This is a genomic window from Sphaerisporangium flaviroseum (assembly GCF_039537005.1).
Taxonomy (GTDB): Bacteria; Actinomycetota; Actinomycetes; order Streptosporangiales; family Streptosporangiaceae; genus Sphaerisporangium; species Sphaerisporangium flaviroseum.
In genome coordinates this window covers 642,075-660,056 of sequence record NZ_BAAAZR010000002.1, presented here as the reverse complement: position 1 = coordinate 660,056, position 17,982 = coordinate 642,075, and the positions used below count along the sequence as shown (strand labels likewise).

Annotated in this window: 17 protein-coding genes; 10 read left to right on the top strand and 7 right to left on the bottom strand. The window is 70.1% G+C overall.

All coding sequences use genetic code 11. The annotated features are described in order from the left end of the window. The first annotated feature begins 30 nt into the window (after positions 1-30). The 4 genes from ABD810_RS09145 (at position 31) to ABD810_RS09130 (ending at position 2,164) form a co-directional block, all read left to right on the top strand. Positions 31-534, top strand: a complete 504-nt coding sequence (locus ABD810_RS09145) for a DinB family protein (protein ID WP_344936744.1) — start codon at positions 31-33, stop codon at positions 532-534. Positions 535-665: 131 nt separating this feature from the next. Beyond that, on the top strand, positions 666-908 hold the full coding sequence (locus ABD810_RS09140; protein WP_344936742.1) for a hypothetical protein: 243 nt from the start codon (positions 666-668) through the stop codon (positions 906-908). A gap of 71 nt (positions 909-979) precedes the next feature. Then, positions 980-1,831, top strand: a complete 852-nt coding sequence (locus ABD810_RS09135) for a helix-turn-helix domain-containing protein (RefSeq protein WP_344936740.1) — start codon at positions 980-982, stop codon at positions 1,829-1,831. A 75-nt stretch (positions 1,832-1,906) separates the two neighbouring features. Continuing rightward, on the top strand, positions 1,907-2,164 hold the full coding sequence (locus ABD810_RS09130; protein ID WP_344936738.1) for a hypothetical protein: 258 nt from the start codon (positions 1,907-1,909) through the stop codon (positions 2,162-2,164). Here ABD810_RS09130 and ABD810_RS09125 read toward each other — a convergent pair. The 3 genes from ABD810_RS09125 to ABD810_RS09115 are packed head-to-tail and all read right to left on the bottom strand — an operon-like array spanning position 2,137 to position 6,462. After that, the gene (locus tag ABD810_RS09125; RefSeq protein ID WP_344936736.1) at positions 2,137-3,552 is read right to left on the bottom strand and encodes an aspartate aminotransferase family protein; all 1,416 of its coding nucleotides are present in this window, start codon (positions 3,550-3,552) and stop codon (positions 2,137-2,139) included. The genes ABD810_RS09130 and ABD810_RS09125 overlap by 28 nt on opposite strands. Position 3,553: 1 nt before the next feature. Further along, entirely contained in the window at positions 3,554-4,786 is a 1,233-nt protein-coding gene (locus ABD810_RS09120; protein ID WP_344936733.1) for an aromatic ring-hydroxylating oxygenase subunit alpha, read from the bottom strand. Further along, positions 4,783-6,462 carry a phytoene desaturase family protein gene (locus ABD810_RS09115; RefSeq protein ID WP_344936732.1) on the bottom strand — a complete coding sequence of 560 codons (1,680 nt, stop codon included), beginning with the start codon at positions 6,460-6,462 and terminating at the stop codon, positions 4,783-4,785. The genes ABD810_RS09120 and ABD810_RS09115 overlap by 4 nt, the downstream gene beginning before the upstream one ends. A gap of 210 nt (positions 6,463-6,672) precedes the next feature. On the opposite strand from ABD810_RS09115, the gene ABD810_RS09110 reads away from it, so the two are divergent. The 5 genes from ABD810_RS09110 to ABD810_RS09090 all read left to right on the top strand — a co-directional run bounded on the left by ABD810_RS09110 (position 6,673) and on the right by ABD810_RS09090 (position 11,381). Then, complete coding sequence (locus ABD810_RS09110; RefSeq protein ID WP_344936730.1) at positions 6,673-7,842, top strand: polyamine ABC transporter substrate-binding protein; 1,170 nt, start codon at positions 6,673-6,675, stop codon at positions 7,840-7,842. After that, on the top strand, positions 7,839-8,747 hold the full coding sequence (locus tag ABD810_RS09105; protein WP_344936729.1) for an ABC transporter permease: 909 nt from the start codon (positions 7,839-7,841) through the stop codon (positions 8,745-8,747). Before ABD810_RS09110 ends, ABD810_RS09105 begins: the two co-directional genes overlap by 4 nt. Then, entirely contained in the window at positions 8,744-9,718 is a 975-nt protein-coding gene (locus ABD810_RS09100; protein ID WP_344936727.1) for an ABC transporter permease, read from the top strand. The genes ABD810_RS09105 and ABD810_RS09100 overlap by 4 nt, the downstream gene beginning before the upstream one ends. A gap of 144 nt (positions 9,719-9,862) precedes the next feature. Next, complete coding sequence (locus tag ABD810_RS09095; protein ID WP_344936725.1) at positions 9,863-10,492, top strand: PadR family transcriptional regulator; 630 nt, start codon at positions 9,863-9,865, stop codon at positions 10,490-10,492. Positions 10,493-10,661: 169 nt separating this feature from the next. Then, a complete protein-coding gene (locus ABD810_RS09090) occupies positions 10,662-11,381 on the top strand; it encodes a class I SAM-dependent methyltransferase (protein ID WP_344936722.1) in 720 nt (239 codons plus the stop codon). Between the two features lie 296 nt (positions 11,382-11,677). On the opposite strand, the gene ABD810_RS09085 is transcribed toward ABD810_RS09090, so the two are convergent. From ABD810_RS09085 to ABD810_RS09070, 4 genes are all read right to left on the bottom strand, one after another. Continuing rightward, positions 11,678-12,937 carry an MFS transporter gene (locus ABD810_RS09085; RefSeq protein WP_344936718.1) on the bottom strand — a complete coding sequence of 420 codons (1,260 nt, stop codon included), beginning with the start codon at positions 12,935-12,937 and terminating at the stop codon, positions 11,678-11,680. A gap of 114 nt (positions 12,938-13,051) precedes the next feature. Then, positions 13,052-14,221, bottom strand: a complete 1,170-nt coding sequence (locus ABD810_RS09080; protein ID WP_344936716.1) for an acyl-CoA dehydrogenase family protein — start codon at positions 14,219-14,221, stop codon at positions 13,052-13,054. Positions 14,222-14,264: 43 nt separating this feature from the next. Then, a complete protein-coding gene (locus tag ABD810_RS09075) occupies positions 14,265-14,438 on the bottom strand; it encodes a nuclear transport factor 2-like protein (RefSeq protein ID WP_344936713.1) in 174 nt (57 codons plus the stop codon). A 264-nt stretch (positions 14,439-14,702) separates the two neighbouring features. Further along, a complete protein-coding gene (locus tag ABD810_RS09070) occupies positions 14,703-15,353 on the bottom strand; it encodes a TetR/AcrR family transcriptional regulator (RefSeq protein WP_344936710.1) in 651 nt (216 codons plus the stop codon). Positions 15,354-15,474: 121 nt separating this feature from the next. Between ABD810_RS09070 and ABD810_RS09065 the strand changes: the two genes are divergently transcribed. Further along, complete coding sequence (locus tag ABD810_RS09065; RefSeq protein WP_344936709.1) at positions 15,475-17,679, top strand: acetate--CoA ligase family protein; 2,205 nt, start codon at positions 15,475-15,477, stop codon at positions 17,677-17,679. Positions 17,680-17,982: the final 303 nt, after the last annotated feature.

The following is a 17,982-nucleotide window of genomic DNA, read 5'->3' as shown; positions in this document are numbered from 1 at the left end:
GGGGTCGCCCGGTCTAGCAGGCTCCCGCACATGACTCGTACCGATATGCCCCCGACCTGGGACGAACGCGCCCACCTGACCACCTTCCTCGACTATGTCCGTGCCACCGTCCACGCCAAGTGCGCGGGCCTCTCCGAGGAGAACGCCAGAAGCGCGCCCCTGCCCGGCTCGCCGCTGATGACCATCAGCGGGCTGGTCAGCCATGTGCGATGGGTGGAGTACTCCTGGATCCAGACCCGGTTGCTCGGCGAGGAGGACCAGGGGCCGTGGACCGATGACGATCCCGATCGGGAGATGCGGATCGCCCTCGACATCCCGCTCGCCCGGCTCCTCGATGAGTACGAGTCGCAGTGCGCCCGCTATCGCGAGCTGGTGGCCTCCCTCGACCTGGACACGGTGGCGAAGACACCCCTCAGGGACGGCACGCATGTCACGCTGCGCTGGATCCTGCACCACCTGATCGAGGAGATCGCCCGCCACAACGGCCACCTGGACATCCTGCGGGAGATGGCCGACGGCGTCACCGGCGACTGACCGGCCATGGCTCGTCAGACGACATAGCCGTCAAGTACGGATATAGCGGTCATCAACAGGCTTTTAGGGCTTTGCGTGCTCTACAATTGCGCGCAATTGCGCCACACTGGGTGCGTTCGGGGAGGATACTCATGCGTCTGCGGTTTCTCGGTTCTACCTCGGAGGCGGGCGCCTGCCCTTCGCTGTACGCGACCGACCGGGGAACGATCGTCGTCCAAGGGCTCACGCTGACCGATCCGGACGCCCAGGCCGATCTGCGCCACGTGCTCCACGGCGAGTCGGCGGTGGAGGTGCCGCGGGAGTTGCTCCTCGAGATCGCACGCGACGTGCTTTCCGCGCCGGAGCCGGGTCGATGTGTCGCTGATCACGATTAGGGAGATCCCTATGGCATGATCTCGCCACCCGGTCTACCCTCGTGCGAGTCCGACGCCGACCGGAGGTGAGCGTGAGTGGCTTTCAGCAGGCGCGGGCCGATCTCGGCGCTCAGCTCAGGCAGCTACGCGAGGCCGCCCAGCTCTCCGGCAAGGATCTCGCGGCGTCCCTGAACTGGCAGGCCTCCAAGGTCTCCCGCATCGAGAACGCCAGACAGAGCGCCACCGAGGACGACGTGGTGGTGTGGGGCCAGGCCGTCCAGGCGGACCCCGAGATCATCGACGAGCTGATCGCCCAGGCCGTGACGCTGCTGGAACGGCAGGACTCCTGGCGCCAGCGGCACAAAAGCGGGCTGGCCGCCCTCCAGGAGGACGTCCGCGACCTGGAGGCACGCACCAGGCTGTTCCGGGTGTTCGAGCCGGGCGTGGTGATCGGGCTGCTGCAGACCGCCGAGTACGCCCGCAACATCTTCTCCAAGGTCCGCCGGCTCTACGACGCCGCGGACGACATCGACGCGGCGATCCAGGTCCGCATGCGACGGCAGGAGATCCTGTACGACTCGGCGCGGCGGTTCCGCTTCGTCATGCCGGAGGCGGCGCTGCGCTACCGGCTCGCGCCGGACGATGTCATGCGAGGCCAGCTCGACCGGCTGCTGGCCGTCACCACTCTGCCCAACGTCGAGTTCGGGGTCATCCCCTTCTCCGCCCAGCTCCCCTCCGCTCTGCTCAACGGCTTCTGGATCTACAACGAGGCCATGGTGGGCGTGCCGACCAGGACCAAGGACCTGGTGCTGCGCGACCCCGAGGACGTGGCCTTCTACGCGGGCGCGTTCCAGGACCTCTGCGAGGTGGCGGTGTTCGACGAGGAGGCCCGCGAGGTGATCGTCCGCGTGCTCGTTGACTTCGCCAAACAATCGTCACTCTGAGCCCGGCAATTGCTTGCCTATCACGGCAAGATCATGCAATCCTTACCTGCCATAGGTGATGTGGAGGTGAGGCACATGCTGGACACCATGTCCTGCCTCGATCAGTTCGCCTTGGCGACGCGCCGGCACATCGACCTCTCGGTGCAGGTCCTCACCGGCCACCCCGGCGGCGTCCGGGCCCGTAATCGCTTCAGCAACACGCTGGTCGAGGTCGTCACCTGCACGCAGGAGGGCGTCTACCTCACCTCCTGGGGCTACCGGCTCGGCACGGTGGACAACATCGAGGACGCCGCCGCCCGCCTGGCCTACCTTCTCGCCGCGCTGCCCGCCTGACGGTCGCCGGGCCGCAGGCTCGCCGCCATCCGTTCGAGGTTGCTCACGAACCGCCGCACGTCGGTCTCCGAGTGCTGCACCGACACCGTCCACTGCTCGCACTTCCCCCACGGCGGCAGGAAGACCCCGCCGTTGTGCTGGTAGAGCCAGTGCGCGTTGCCCCACTGGTCGGGGTACTCCACGAAGTCGCGGTAGTCGTGCAGGGGCCGGTCATGGAAGATGACCGCTCCCTTGGCCCCGTACGACCGCACATGACCGGGCAGCCCGAAGCGGCGCAGCACCTCCTCGACGCCTTCGGTCATGACCCGCCGCAGCCTCGCGAAGTGCCGGTAGGCGTCGTCGGTGAGGATCTCGCACACGACGGCGCGCGCGGCGGCCATCGTCAGCGGGTTGGCGTTGAAGGTGCCGACCTGCTCGTAGGTCCCGTCGGCGATGAGGCCCATGAGTTCGGGGATCCCGCCGATCGCGCCGCACGGCAGCCCGCCGCCGAGCGCCTTGGCGAGGCACAGCAGGTCGGGCACCACCCCAGACCACTCCGCCGCGCCGCCCGGCGCGACGGCGAGGCCGGTCTTAACCTCGTCGAACGCCAGGTAGGCGCCGTGCCGGTGCAGCAGGCTCCTCAGCCCGGCCAGGTAGCCGTCGGGCGGCGGGATGAGCCCGATGTTCATCATGATCGGCTCGATGATCATGCCGGCGATCTCGCCGGGGTTCTCCTCCAGCAGCCGCTCGACGGCCCCGAGATCGCCGAAGGGCGCCACGAGCGTGAGCCGCGCGAGCGCGGGCGGGATCGCGGGGCCGGACGGCACCGAGTTCGGACGGCCGGACGGCCCCGCCTCCTCGGTGTCCGGGTACACCGACACCTGCACGCTGTCGTGGTGCCCGTGGTAGGTGCCCTCCACCTTGATGATCTTCATGCGGCCGGTGGCGGCCCGCATCAGGTGCACCGCGTCCATCGTGGACTCGGTGCCGGAGTTGCCGAAGCGCCACAGCGGCAGGCCGAACCTTCGGGCCAGCTCGCGGGCGACCACGACGGTGTCCTCGGTCGGCTGGGCGAAGTGCGTCCCCCTGCGCACACGGTCGGAGACCGCCTCGACGATCGCCGGATGGGCGTGGCCGGACAGCCCCACCCCGAATCCCCCGTGCAGGTCCACGTAGGAGGTGCCGTCGACGTCGACGATGCGGGAGCCCGTCCCGTGGGAGATCCAGACCGCTCCGGGCGGCGCGTCCTGCCAGTTGGAGGCGACGCCTCCGGGAAGCACGTCGGCGCACTCCCTGCGCATGCGCCGGGACTCCGCGTTCCGCCCCAGGAAGACCGCCTCCTCCTCGGCGATCAAACTGTCGAGCAGGACGAGATCACGCTCGATCACCGACTCGCCGGTGACTGACATCTCATTTCCTTTCAGCCGGCGACAGCCGGCCTGTGAGGTAAGCGGTCGCCACGGAGGCGATCCACTGATGGGTGACCTCTTCGTCGGGCGCGAACGGGCCCGGCACGTAGCCGCGCGAGGCCACACCCCGCTGCACGCCCTCACACGCTCCCCAGTCCTGGCGGTTGGTGAGGTCCCAGAAGTCCACGGCGTACGACGGGTCGGCGCCCTCGGCCTCCGGCGGGAACAGCCACTGGCAGGTGACCTTCGTACGGCCCGCGCCGACCGGGTCGAGCAGGTGGGTCATGACGTAGTCGGGGTGCAGGCTGAGCAGCAGGTTCGGGAAGAGGTGGAGGTATTCGACCTTGCGCAGGAGCGGGCCGGTGACGCCGCGCAGGAACGCGCCGCCCGAGGCGCCCGACATCGACATCGTCTCCGCGCCGTCGGCCAGGGTCATGCTGCCGCCGGCCCACAGCCCCTCCGGCCGGTGGTTGTCGCCGCTGTCCGGCGGGGACACCCTGCACAGCTCCGGATGGATCGCCGGGCAGTGGTAGCACTCGTGGTAGTTCTCCACCGCGAGCTTCCAGTTGGCCGCCAGGTCGTACTCGTGCGAGGCGGCGACCGTGAGCCGCTCCATCTCGTACGGGGCGATGATCTCCTCGATCCCGGCGAGGTGGCTCTCCAGGGGGTCCGCGTCGCCCGAGGTGTTGACGAAGATGAAACCGTGCCATTCCTCGGCCCTGGCCGGGACCAGGCCGAGCCGGTCCGGCCGGTAGGCGTCGCCGTGCTCACGCGGGACGCGGTCGAGACGTCCCGACAGGTCGTACACCCAGTTGTGGTACGGGCAGGCGATGAAGCGGCCCGTCGCGCCGGATCCACACGGCATAAGCTCGTGACCCCGGTGGCGGCACACGTTGTAGAAGGCGCGGAGCGTGCCGTTCTCGTCCCGGGCCAGCAGCACGCTGTCGTCGCCGACGGCGACGGCCCTGCGGGCGCGCGGGCCGAGGTCGGCGGAGCGCCCGGCGCAGACCCACCCCGCGCCGAAGAGGACCCGCCGCTCGAAGTCGAGCACGTCGTCGCTGAGGTAGGCCGCCGCGGGCAGCATCATGCCGGGCGGCTCCAGGCACCGCCGCACCTGGAGGAGATCGAGCGGGGCCGTGCGGCCGCCGTCGCCCGCCGTCCGGGACAGGCCGGCACCCGGCGCGGTACGGCCCGAGCCGGTGCGGCTCTCGCCGGTACGGGACAGGTCGGTCATCGTCGCCACCTCCGGTCGCGCAGGATTCGTCTGGAGCACAGGTACCCGGCGATGCCGGTGACCCCGCCGCCGCCGTGGGTGGCGGATGAGCACTGGTAGAGGCCCTTGACCGGGGTGGTGAAGTCGGCGTATCCGGGCGCCGGCCGCAGGTGGAACAGTTGGTCGGGGGAGAGCTCGCCGTGGAAGATGTTGCCGCCGACCAGCCCGTACTCCCGCTCCATCTGATGGGGTCCGATGACCTGCCGGTGGACGACCGACGCCTTGAACCCGGGGGCCAGCTCGTCGTACAGGCCGATCACCCGGTCGGCGTAGGCGTCCAGTTCCTCGGTGTGCGGTTCGGCGGACCAGGTGTGCGGCACCCATTGGGTGAACATCGACATGACGTGCATGCCCTCCGGGCACAGGGTGGGGTCCAGGATCGAGGGGATCACGCTGTCGGAGAAGGGGGCGGCCGCGGGCCGGCCCTCGCGGGCGTCCTGGAAGGCGCGCTCGATGTACTCCAGCGAGTGGCAGAGCTCGACCGAGCCGCTCAGCTCCTGCGGGGACAGATCGGGATCGGAGGTGAACCTCGGGAGCCTGGACAGCGCTAGGTTGATCTTGACGACGCCACTGCGCGAGCGCCACCGCTCGATGTCCCGGACGAAGTCCGGGGGAAGCTCCGAGCGATCGATCTGGTCCAGGAAGGTGATCTTCGGATGCGTGGCGGCCACGACGATGGGGGCGCCGAACTCACGGCCGTCCCTCAGCGCCACGCCGCGGATCCGGCCGTCGACGACGATGAGGCGCTCGACCGGAGCACCGGTGAGCACGTGCGCGCCGGACGACTCGGCCGAGCGGCGGATCGCCGCCGCGACCGCGCCCATCCCGCCGATCGGGTACCCCCAGCCGCCCATCTTGCCGTCGCCGACGTCGCCGATGGTGTGGTGCATCATCACATACGCGGTGCCCGGCTCGGCGGGGCCCGCCCAGGTGCCGATGACGCCGTTGATGGCCATGGTCCCCTTGACCTCGGGGGACTCGAACCACTCGTCGAGCAGGTCGGAGACCGACATCGTGAACAGCCGGACGGCGTCGGCCGCGCCGCGCGTGGAGAGCCCGCGCATGCCCCAGGCCATCCGGAGCTGCTCGATCAGGTCCCGGGGCCGCGTCGAGCCGATCTTCGGCGGTGTCTTGAGCAGCAGCGGGGACAGCACGTCGCCGATGCCCCGCAGCCACGCGTCGTACCGGGGCATGTTCTCCGCGTCCCGCCGCGAGAACGCCGAGAGCCGCGCCCGGTCGTGGGCCTCCTCCCCGGTGAGCAGCAGCGACCGGCCGTCCGGGAAGGGCATGAAGTCGGGGCCCATCGGGACGACGCGGTAGCCGTGCTCCTTGAGCCGCAGGCCGTTGACGATCGTGGGCGGCATGAGGCTCATCACGTACGACAGCGCGGTGACCTTGAACTCCGGTCCCCACGGGGTCTCGGTGGTGGCCGCGCCGCCGGTGGTGGCGCGGGCCTCGACCACGAGCGGCGTCAGGCCGGCCCTGGCGAGGCAGGCGGCGGCGACCAGCCCGTTGTGCCCGCCGCCCACGACGATGGCGTCGTAGGTCTTGCGTATATGCCCGGTCGCGGCGCTCCGCGAATCCGGGATGTACTGGTCCCTGTCCAAAGCGTTCTGCGAAACTCCGTGCCGGTCCACTCGCCGGAACCTTTCCCGCCGCGTCCACGCCGACGCCTTCCGTTCGCACGTAACGACCGGAAAACTTGGGCCTGGAGCCTTGATACCGCTGACCCTCGTCATCAGACTAACTGGTTAACCAGTCAGTCTGGCAAGAGGTGACCTTACATACGAAAAGAGCCGTACATGCCTTCTCACCCTCGCGAGCCTCTGGATCGTCGACGATTCCTCGTGGCCAGCGGCCTGCTGGGCCTCGCCGCGGCGTGCGGCGCCGACCCGTCGAGAAGGCCCTCCGCCACCGCCTCGGTGCCGCTCAGCCGTCCGGACAGGCCGGTGCAGCTCCCCCTGCACACCGACGTCCCCGCGGTCGCGAGCAAACGCCCGCCCGAGGCCGGAGGCAAGCTGAAGCTGCTCAACTATCCCGAGTACATCTCTCCTGACGTGTGCAAGAAGTTCGGCGAAGAGCACGGGGTCGAGGTCGAGGTGACGACCTTCACGACGATGGACGAGATGGTCGCCAAGCTCCGCACCGGCGGGGAGAGCTTCGACGTGTGCTTCCCGACCCCGGACATCATCGCCAAGATCAGCGCAGGGAAGCTGCTCCAGCCGCTCAACCACAACTACCTGCCCAATTTCGCCAACGTGTGGCTGCAGCTCCGCGACCCGTTCTACGACAACGGCTCGCGCTACACCGTGCCGTACAACGCCTACACCACCGGCGTGGGCTACCGCGCGGACCGCGTGACGACGGTCCCGTCCAACGGCTACGAGCTGCTGTGGGACCCCGCCTACAAGGGGAAGTCGTACATCCTCGACGACGCCCGCGAAGGGCTGGCGCTGGCGATGCTCCGCAGGAATCTCACCAGCGTCAACACCGAGGACGCAGCGCGCATCAGACAGGCGGGCGTCTGGCTCTCCGAGCTGATCGACCTGACCCACGTCAAGATCGGCATCAACGCCTACCAGCTCGTCGCCGAGGGCCAGGCGACGGTGCACCAGTGCTGGTCGGGCGACATGGTGAACGCCCAGTCCTACCTTCCGAAAGGCGTCAAGGCCGACGTCCTCGGCTACTGGTACCCCGATGGCGCCCCCGGCGTGGTCGGCACCGACTCGCTCGCGATCCCGCGCACGGCCACCAAGCCCGTGCTGGCGCACATGTTCCTCGACCACCTGCTCGACCCCGCCGTGGCACAGGAGAACTTCTCCTACACCGGCTACCAGCCCGCGATCGCCTCCATCACGCCGGAGAAGATGGTCGCCGACGGCTTCGTCACCGAAGCGCTCAAATCGACGATCGTCACCCCCGAGATCTACGAGCGCGGCCTGCAGCTCCTCCAGCTCAGCCCACCCGCCGAAGCACTGTGGAACGACGCCTGGGCTTTCTTCAAGGCCGGGCGGTGAGCCGAGCCCCGGCCCGCCGCAGACGGGCCTCACCGCTGTGGCCCGCGCTGGCGGCGCCGGGGACCCTGTGGATCCTCGCGCTGTTCGCGGTGCCGTTCTACGCGGTGGCGGCCGTGGCGTTCGGGTACACCGACCCGGTCTTCAACGCCCCGGTGCCCGAGTGGGACCCGCGCTACTGGGATCTCACGGCCTTCGGCGAGATCCTCCAGCGGAGCCTGAGCGGCGACCTGCGGCCGGTGTTCCTGCGCACCCTGCTGTACGTGGGGGTGTCGCTGGCGCTGTGCGTGCTGGTCGGGTACCCGGTGGCGTACTACCTGGCGCGGCACGCGGGCAGGCGGCGCGGGCTGCTGCTCGCGCTGGTGCTGGCACCCTGGTGGATCAACTACATCACCCGCATGCTGGCCTGGCTGAACCTGCTGCAGGACGACGGGTACGTCAACGACCTGCTGCTGGCGAGCCACCTGGTCGCCGAGCCGGTGCGATGGCTGTCCGGCAACCCGTACACGGTCGTGCTCGCACTGGCCTACGGGTACATCCCGTTCTTCATCGTCCCGCTCTTCTCCACGCTCGGACGCGTCGACGAGCGACTGCTGGAGGCCGCCCGCGACCTCGGGTGCTCGGGCCGCCGGGCCTTCTGGCACGTCACGCTGCCGCTGTCCCGCCACGGCCTGATGACCGCCTCGGCGGTGACCGCGCTGCCGATGTTCGGCGACTACTACACCAACACGCTGGTGTCCGGCTCCCCGACCACCACGATGGTCGCCAACCAGATCGAGTTCTACCTGCTGGGCGGCAGCCGCAAGGAGCTCGGCGCCTCGCTGGTCCTGCTGTTGTCCGCCCTGCTCATGGCGTTGATGGCCTACTACCTCATCGCCTCGGGCCGGGCGGAGAGAGAGCTCACATGATCCTCCCCTTACCCGAGAACCCTTCCACGGGCGACCGCGGCGACCACCGCACAGGCCGAAGCCGCCCCAGGGAGAACCCGCCCGCCCGCAGCCGCCCTGCGGAGAACCCGCCCGCCCGCAGCCGCTCCCCGCGCCGGCGGTCCGCGCGCCGCCGTCCCATCGTGCTGGCGACGCTCACCTGGCTGTACGTCGCGTGGTCGCTGCTCCCGGTGCTGATCGCCATCCAGTTCTCCTTCAACGCGGGCAAGTCGCGCAGTTCGTGGCAGGGGTTCTCACTGCGCTGGTACGCCGGTGACCCGAACTCGGTGGCGGCCGACCCGAGTCTGCGGCTGGCCCTGGCCAACAGCCTGATCCTCGCCGTGCTGACCACACTGGTGGCCACCCCGCTCGGCGTGGCGCTCGCGCTCGGGCTCGCCCGGTGGCGCGGCCGTACGAGCCGGACGGCGAACGGGCTGATGCTGCTGCCGCTCGCCACCCCCGAGATCGTCATGGGCAGCGCCCTGTACCTCGTCTTCACCAACCTGTACCTGTTCGTGCCGCTCGGCAGGCCGGCCCAGGTGCTCGGCCACGTGACGCTCTCGGTCTCCTACGTCGTCGTCATCGTCCGGTCCCGGCTGGCGTCCATCGGCGAGGAGTACGAGAGCGCGGCCCGGGACCTCGGCGCCGGCCGGGTGGCGGCCCTGCGTCTCGTCGTGTTCCCCCTGCTCACCCCGGCGATCTTCGCAGGCGCGATGATCGTCTTCGCGTCCTCGATGGACGACTTCGTGATCTCCTCGTTCCTCTCCCCCGACGCCTCCTCGGTCACGGTTCCCATCAAGCTCTACAGCGCGGTGCGCAACGCCCCGTCCCCCGCCCTGAACGCCCTGGCCACGCTCCTACTGGCGGGCTCGGCCCTGGCACTTGCCCTGGCCTGGCTGGTCCTGCGCCGCCGAGGCGCCTCCGATGCCCTGAAGCAGATGGCCCCCATGTGACCGCGTGTTCGTCCTTGTGAAGGGTGGTGTGCGCGGAGCGGTCGGCGCTCAGCCGGACCTGAAGGTTGACCCTGGGTCCTCGCAACCGTATATTCGCCTACGAGTATTTGTGTGCGGGGGGTGCCAGTGGCAAAGCGACGCAGGGTGGCCAATCTGCTGGCGCTCGCCGTGCTCTCAGCGGTCGTCTTGCGGCCGATGCACCCCTACGAGATGGCCTCGGTGCTGCGCGCGCGCGGCAAAGAGCAGGACATGGCCATCAAGTGGGGCACGCTCTACACCGTCGTGCGCAACCTGGAGAAGCACGGCCTGCTGGCGGCCACAGAGAGCACGCGGCAGGGCGGGCGCCCGGAGCGGACGGTCTACCGCATCACCGACGCCGGCCGCGCGGAGCTGGAGGACTGGGTGCGCGAGCTGCTCTCCACTCCCGAGCGGGAGCACCCGAGGTTCGCGGCGGGCCTGTCGGTGTGGGGCGTGCTGTCGCCGGAGGAGGTGACCGGCCTTCTCCAGCGGCGGCTCGGCCTGCTGGAGGCCGAGCTCGCCGAGGAGCGCGAGGCCATGGCGCGGTACGGGCAGGAGATACCGAGGCTGTTCCTGGTCGAGGCCGAGTACGACCTGGCGGTGCGCGAGGCGGAGGCGGCCTGGCTCGCCTCGCTGCTGGCGGAGCTCACCGGCGGATCGTTCCCCGGCCTCAAGGAATGGCGCGACTGGCACCTGACGGGAGTCCTCCCACCGGACCTGGCGGAGCTCGCCGAAAGGGGCAGCGTCAAGGACTGACCAGACAGGAAGGTCCCCGGCGGGGGTGCGGGAACACCGCCGCCGGGGACCTCGGCCCTCGAAGCACGGCCCGCGGAACGGACCCGGCCACGAGGTGGCAACCGCAAGGATAGCCGGGCTCCTCTTCACGGGCCTCTTCGGACACTCACCATCCGAAACCGGAGGAACCATGAAGAACACGACCGACAGTACGAGGTACCCGAAGCAGGCCGGAGATCGGCATCAGCGGCGATCGCAGGCCCGGATGATGGAGGGCCGGATCGCCCGGTGGTACACGCGGCAGCGCGCCTCCGCCGACCAGATGGCGGTGGTGCGCAGGTCGGCCGCGGAGCTGACCGAGGGCCTTCCGAGCGGCGCCGACGTGCTCGAAGTCGCGCCGGGGCCGGGGTTCCACGCCGTCGAGATGGCGCGGTCGGGGCGCTTCCGGGTGACCGGCCTGGACATCAGCCACACGTTCGTGGAGATCGCCACCGAGAACGCACGGAAGGAGGGCGTGAGCGTCGCCTTCCGGCACGGCGAGGCGGCCGACCTGCCCTTCGAGGCCGAGTCCTTCGACCTGATCGTCTGCCAGGCCGCCTTCAAGAACTTCGGGCAGCCGCTCAAGGCGATCGACGAGATGCACCGGGTGCTGCGGCCCGGCGGCACGGCCGTGATCCAGGACATGAACGGCGAGGTCTCCGGCGCCCAGATCCACCAGGCGGTGAAGGAGATGGGGATCAGCGCGCCGAACGCCCTGCTGACGAGGGTGGCGCTGACCGCGCTCCGCCGCCGGGCCTACTCCCCCGCCCGGTTCAGGAAGCTCGTCGCCGAGAGCGCGTTCGGGACCTGCGTCGTCACGACGGAAGGGATCGGCGTGGACGTGCTGCTGACCAAGCGGGCCACGAGCTGAACCGGTAACGGTCTGAACCTGCCCCGGCCAAGCGCGGAACCGGTGACGTTCCCTCGACGGCCCGCGCCGCACCTTGTACCCCCGCCCTGCCGTCCGCACCGAGGTGGCTCGGCGGGGTGGGGGCTCACAGCAGTACGGCGCAGCCCCGGCTCACCGCTCGGGTAGCTCGGTGAGCCCCTTCCACGCCAGGTCGACCCGTCCGTCCACCACGCCGACATCCAGATCCGGCACGTGCCCCCCGCCCATTCCTCTGCGGCCGTCGCCACTTTGGTACCGCATCCCCCGGGGCGCCCCGCTCACGCGGTCTTGAGGTGGGACTCGTGCACGGGGACGTCGCGCAGGGCGCGGAGCGGGGAGAGCCACAGGATCAGGGCGGGCACGGCCAGTGCCACGACGAAGCCCACCAGGGTGGTGCGAAGACCCAGAAGCGATCCGAGCGTTCCCGCGAGCAACGCGCCCAGCGGCGCAGCACCCCAGCTCAGCCACCTGTTCGTGGCGTTCATCCGGCCGAGCAGCCGCGGCGGGCAGACGAGCTGCCGGAAGCTGCTGTGGGTGATGTTGTAGACGAACGCGGCGACCAGCTCCACGGTGAACGCGATCGTGATGACGACCTGGCCCGCGACCCCCGGGCTGATCAGCACCAGGGGGATGTAGGTCACCGGGTAGCCCAGCCTGGCCACCAGCATGACCCGGGGCAGGCCGTACCGCGCGCCGAGCCGGGAGGCGACCAGCCCGCCGATGGTCCCGCCCACCCCGCTGATCCCCCAGACCAGGCCCAGCACGGCCGCCGACCAGCCGAGTTCGCGCACCAGGTAGACCGTCCAGATCGCCCGCACCCCGGCCAGCAGGAACGCGCAGACGGCGCCGGAGAGGATCACCGGCCGGAGCATGGGGTGGCGCAGCGTGAAGCGAAGGCCCTCGGCGATCTCCATGCGCAGCCGGGCCCCGGAGGGACGGGGCCCGGGGTCGGGTTCGGGAGTACGGATGAGCATGACGGTCACCGCGCTCACCAGGAACGACAGCGCGTCGGCGAGCACGGCCCTCGCGGCGCCCACCAGCGTGATCAGGCCGCCGCCCAGGATCGGTCCCGTGATCACCGCCAGGGACAGGGAGGTGGCGAGCTTGGCGTTGCCGTCCAGCAGCCGCTCGGGACCCAGCAGGTTCGGCGGATAGCTCTGGTAGGCGGCGCCGAAGAACACCTCGCAGAGCCCGGCGAGTAGCGCGACCACGTAGAGGTGCGGCATGCCAAGCGCACCCGCCACCGCGGCCACCGGCACGCTCGCCATCACCGCGGCGGCGACCAGGTTGCTGGCGATCATGATCGGGCGCTTCCTCGACCGGTCGACGATCGCACCCGCCTGCAGCGAGGCCAGCAGCACCGGCACGCTGTGAAGCGCGGCCAGCACGCCCACCTGCATCACGGAGGCGTCCAGCACCAGTACCGCGATCAGCGGCAGCGCCAGCGTGGACACCTCCGCACCGAGCAGGCTCGCCGTCTGCCCGCTCAGCAGCAGCATGAAGTCCCGATGCCGCCACAGCGACCGTTCCCCCGCCATGCGCCTTTCCCCCCAAAAAGCATCCACCGTAGAGGGGACAGGTGACGAGACGGTCTCGACCCCGACGGGATCACCTCACGGACCGCCGGCCCGGCAGGGGTTCGACGAGGGCCTTCAGGCGATGACGGCTCGGACGCCGCGGCGGACCAGGGATCGGGAGACGATCAGGCGCTGGATCTCGCTGGTGCCCTCCCAGATGCGGTCGACGCGAACCTCCCGCAGGAAGCGCTCCGCCACGTTGGTGCGCATGTACCCACGCCCGCCGAAGGTCTGCACGGCCCGGTCCGCGCACCGGTAGGCGGCCTCGCTGGCGAACAGCTTCGCCATCGAGGCCTTGGCGTGCACGATCTTCCTGTCGGCTCCGGAGTCGGCGAGCTGGGCCACTTCGTACACCAGCAGCCGGGCGGCCGCGGCGTCGGCGGCCGAGTCGGCGAGCGGGAAGGAGACCCCCTGGTGGTCGATGAGCAGGGCGCCGCCCTGCTCGCGGCCCGCCGCCCAGCCGACGGCCTCCTGCAGCAACCGGCCCATCGCGGCCACGCAGTGGGCGGCGATCCCGAGCCGTTCCTCCACGAACCAGCCCTGCTGGAGCGCGTCGGCCGCGCCGAGCCCGCCGAGCACGGCGTCCGGGCCGACCCGGACGCCGGTGAGGCGCACCGTCGGATGCCCGTGCGGGAAGGTGTGGGTGAACGGGGGTTCGTCGACGAACTCCAGGCCCTCGGTGCCCGCGTCGACGATGAACAGCGTCGGGCCGTACCCCGCGCACACCGCCACGACGATGTGCGCGGCGGCGACGTCCCCGCTGGTCACGAACCACTTCTCCCCGTCGATGACCCAGCCGCCCGCGCCGTCGGGCCTGGCGCTCGTGCGGATGCCGGAGGGATCGGAACCGGCGTGCTCCTCGGTCACGGCGTACGACAGCCATCCCTCTCCCTTGAGGGCGGGCCGCAGGTAGCGGTCGACCTGCTCGGGCGTGCCCGCCGCGAGCACGTTGTAGGCGTCCGGCACCCACCACCACAGCCCGTTCGTGTTACGGCCGAGCTGCTCGTGCACGACGACGTAGTCCATCGTGGACCAGCCCTGGCCGCCGTGCCCGGGGGCGTGCCGGCCGCCGTGCAGGCGTGCGGCGATGGCGGCCTTCATGATGCCGTCGACCACGTCCTCGGGCAGCCGTCCGCCCGCGCGCTCGGCGGCCTCCTCGTGCGGGATCAACTCCTCGTCGACGAACCGTCGTGCCCGCTCCTGAAGTTCGGCCTGCTGCGGCGTGAGCCGTACCAACGACGTCATGTCACCACCCGAATCGCTTTTTGCTGACTGGTCACCCAGTCAACTAATCGGAGGCGCCCCCTGTCAATAACCTGCTCATCGCCTGGGCCATGACGATGGGGTTCTGGTACTCGCGCCAGTGCACCACCATGCCGTCGCGAGCCCTGAGCACCCCGATGAACGGAGCCCACTCCTCCTCCCCGGTATCGGGCATCGTCCCGCCGAGTTCGTACTCCACCACGATCACCTCGGGGTCGGCGGTCTCGTGGATCCGGATAGGCCATGCCCGTGAACCGTCGGCCCCGCGCCGCCGGCTACCTCCGGCCGATCCAGCGCCTGATCGCCCACTACGACCTGCTCGGCCGAGAAGGCCGCGCTCAGCCGTCGGATGGTGCCGACCCATGGAGAGCCATATCCCGGCTGGGGTCGGAGGGTGGCGTTGATGCGATTGGCCTCGCACGGACTGCCCGGCGATGATGGATCAGGGGCCTGGCGCGGAGTGTCAGGCGCCGGGGAAGGCGGAGCGGTCGACGCCGACCTCGCGGGCGGCGGCGATGCGCGCATGCTCCAGGAGCCGCTTGCGCGACAGCACCGAGGGGTGCAGCGTGTAGCGGATGATCAGCCCGTCGAGCATGCTGTCGAGACGCTCGGCCGAGCCGTGCGGATCATCGCAGGTGAACTCGCCCGAGTCGACACCGGCCTGGATGACCTGCTCGACCGAGCCGATCCACGCCGTCTCCAGCTCCAGCAAGATGTTCTGGACGACCGCCTCGCGCAGGCCGGCGGCGAAGGCGTCGATCCACAGGATCCAGCTCTGGTCGGTACGCGAGCGAGGGATGTAGAACCGCAGGACCCGATCGAGTCGCTCGACGGCGGTCCCGGCGCCCAGGACCAGCTCCTTGAGCCGGGCGACCTCGGTGTCGATGGTCGACCGGAGCATGGCGGTGATCAGCTCGTCTTTGGTGGCGAAGTGATAATGGATCAACCCACCGCTGACGTTCGTCGCCTTGGCGATGTCGGCGACCCTGGTGCTGGAGATGCCTCTTTCGAGCACCACCCGCCGCGCGGCCTCAAGCAGCTCCGCCCGGCGCTGGTCCGCCTGGTCCGCCCGGCTCCCGCGTGCCGCCTCCGCCGTACCCTCCGCACTACGCACGGCCCGAATCCTACCGGTCGGCTCACTCACGTTGTTACTAACTGGACGTTCAGTCAGCACAATTATGGCCGACCGTCCGGGTGTTGACGGTTGACTGGCTGATCAGTCAGTCTCTGAAGGTGTGAAGCTGACGCGTCTGCTCGCGCCCGAATCCGTCGCCGTCGTCGGAGCCTCCACCCGTCCAGGCTCGTACGGCAATCTCGCCGTGGCGAACCTGGTCGCCGCCGGCTTCCCCGGCCCGGTCTTCGGCGTCCACCCGACCGCCACCGAGGTCCACGGTGTGCCCTGTTTCCCGACGATCAAGGACCTGCCCGTCGTACCGGACGCCGTCGTGATCGCCACACCTGCCGCCACCGTCCCCGGCCTGGTGATCGAAGCCGGAGAGCACGGCTGCGGCGGAGCGGTCGTGTTCGCGGCGGGATTCGCGGAGGTGTCCCACGAAGGGAGCGGCCGATCGCTGGAGAACGCGCTGGTAGCGGCGGCGGCTGCGTACGACATGCCGGTGTGCGGGCCGAACGGCAACGGGATCGTCGCGGTCGCGGCACGCGCACCCCTGTGGGGAGACGCCTACACACCACGGCGGCCGGGACCCGTCGCCTTGATCTCCCAGAGCGGAAACGTCGCCGTGAACGCGCTCCTCAGCAACCGCGCCCTGCGGCTGCACACGGTCGTGTCATGCGGCAACCAGGCGGTGGTGGACGCCGCCGGTTACCTCGCCGCCCTCGCCGAGACAGGCGGGGTCCGGTCGGTCGCGCTCTACCTGGAGGACGAGGGCGACGGAGCCCGCCTCGCCACGGCCCTGGCCGCCTGCGCCGATCAAGGGATCGGCGTGGCGGTGCTCAAGGCCGGGACGAGCGCGCTCGGCGCCTCCGCCGCCGCCGCGCACACCGGCGCGGTCGCCGGGGACGCCCGAGTGCTCCGGGCCCTGGTAGAAGAGGCCGGAGGCGCCTGGGCCCACAACCCCCACGAGCTACTCGAACTAGCCAAGACCCTGGCTTACGGCTCCCGCCGCCTCCCCAAACCACCCCCCTGCCCCGGCCCACCCGCTCACTCCCTTCGACCAACGGAACCGGCCCCCTACGGCTCCCCTCTAACGGGGTCGCTCGTTTACGGCTCCGATCCGGCGGCACGGGCCGATCGCGGCGCGCGTGGTGATGAGAGGGGTGCGTTGATCGTCACTTGCTCCGGCGGGGACGCGGCGGTCGGCGCCGACGAGGCGGCCCGCCTGGGAGTACGGCTGCCGCCGCTCGCCCCGTCCACCCTTTCCGCGCTCACGGCCGTCCTGCCACCGACGGCCACCCCGGGAAACCCGCTCGACTACACAGCGGTCATCTTCGGGGACGTACGGCGCACCGCCGACCTCATCACGATCGCGGCGGCCGACGAGGCGATCGGGCCGGTGCTTGTCTACTACGACCGGCCGGGAAGGATGAGCGGCGACGCCGCCGTGGAGTGGGACGGCGCGCTGGAAGGGGTCATCGAAGCCGCCTCCGCACTTCCAGGGCGAGTGATCGTCGCGTCCACCCTGCCGGACCTCATGCCGGAGGAGACGGCCGAACGACTGGCGGACCACGGGATCACCCCGGTCGCCGGGCTCACCGAAGGCGTCCTCTGCGTAGGAGCCCTGCTCAGACCTCCGGGGAACGGGGACCGGCTACGCGCGATCGCCGCCGCCGGAGCACGTGGATCCGGCGAGAGCGGCCTACTGGCCGAGCATGAGGCGAAGGTGCTGTTGAGGGGGCACGGGGTGCCCGTTCCCACAGGCCTTGTCGTTCACACGGCCGAGGAGGCCGTTGAGGCGGCGGCGGCGCTTGGTAGGGCTGTCGCGCTCAAGCTCAGCAGCAGGGATCTTCGGCACAAGACCGACTTCGGCGCCGTACTCCTCGGCCTGGTGGATGAGACGGCCGTACGCGAAGGGGCGAACAGGCTCCTGACCTCACCGGCGGCCTCATCGGGCGCGGCCATTCTGGTCGAGGAGATGGTCCCGCCGGGGGTGGAGGTGATGGTCGCGGTCCGGCGCGACGGAGTGGTACCGGTCCTGGTCCTCGCCATGGGCGGGACATGGGTGGAGATCCTCGATGACGCCGTCCTTGTCCCGCTACCGGCGGATCCGGAACGGGTGATCGAAGCCTTGCGACGGTTACGGGGCGCCGCACTGCTGACCGGCGCACGGGGCCGGCCTCCCGTCGACCTGATGGCGCTCGGCGAACTCGCCTCTCGAGTCGGCGACCTGTCGCTCGTGGAGAACCTCACCTTTGTAGAGCTCAACCCGGTGATCGCCACCTCCGACAGTGTGACGGCGGTCGACGCCTTGATCGAGAGATAGGTCATCAGTTGCTTCGATCACGTCTGCGTGGCTTTAGCGGGTCACGGGTTCGCTCTCGGAGCGGGGTTGATTGGGCGTAGGCGGCTGAGGGGCGAGAGAACGGGTCAGAGGGCTGAGCAGTGAACAACCCGTTGAAGCCCTCCCGACACCGTTTGATCGGGGCACCCAGGTGCTGCCCACCCAAGTGAGGGAACACCCGACCGGCTGACGTGTGGTCATTGAAGGAGCGGCTGGGTGGGGGACGATGGTGAATAGGCCCTCCCGGCACCCGTTTGATCGGGGCACCCGGGTGCTGCCCACCCA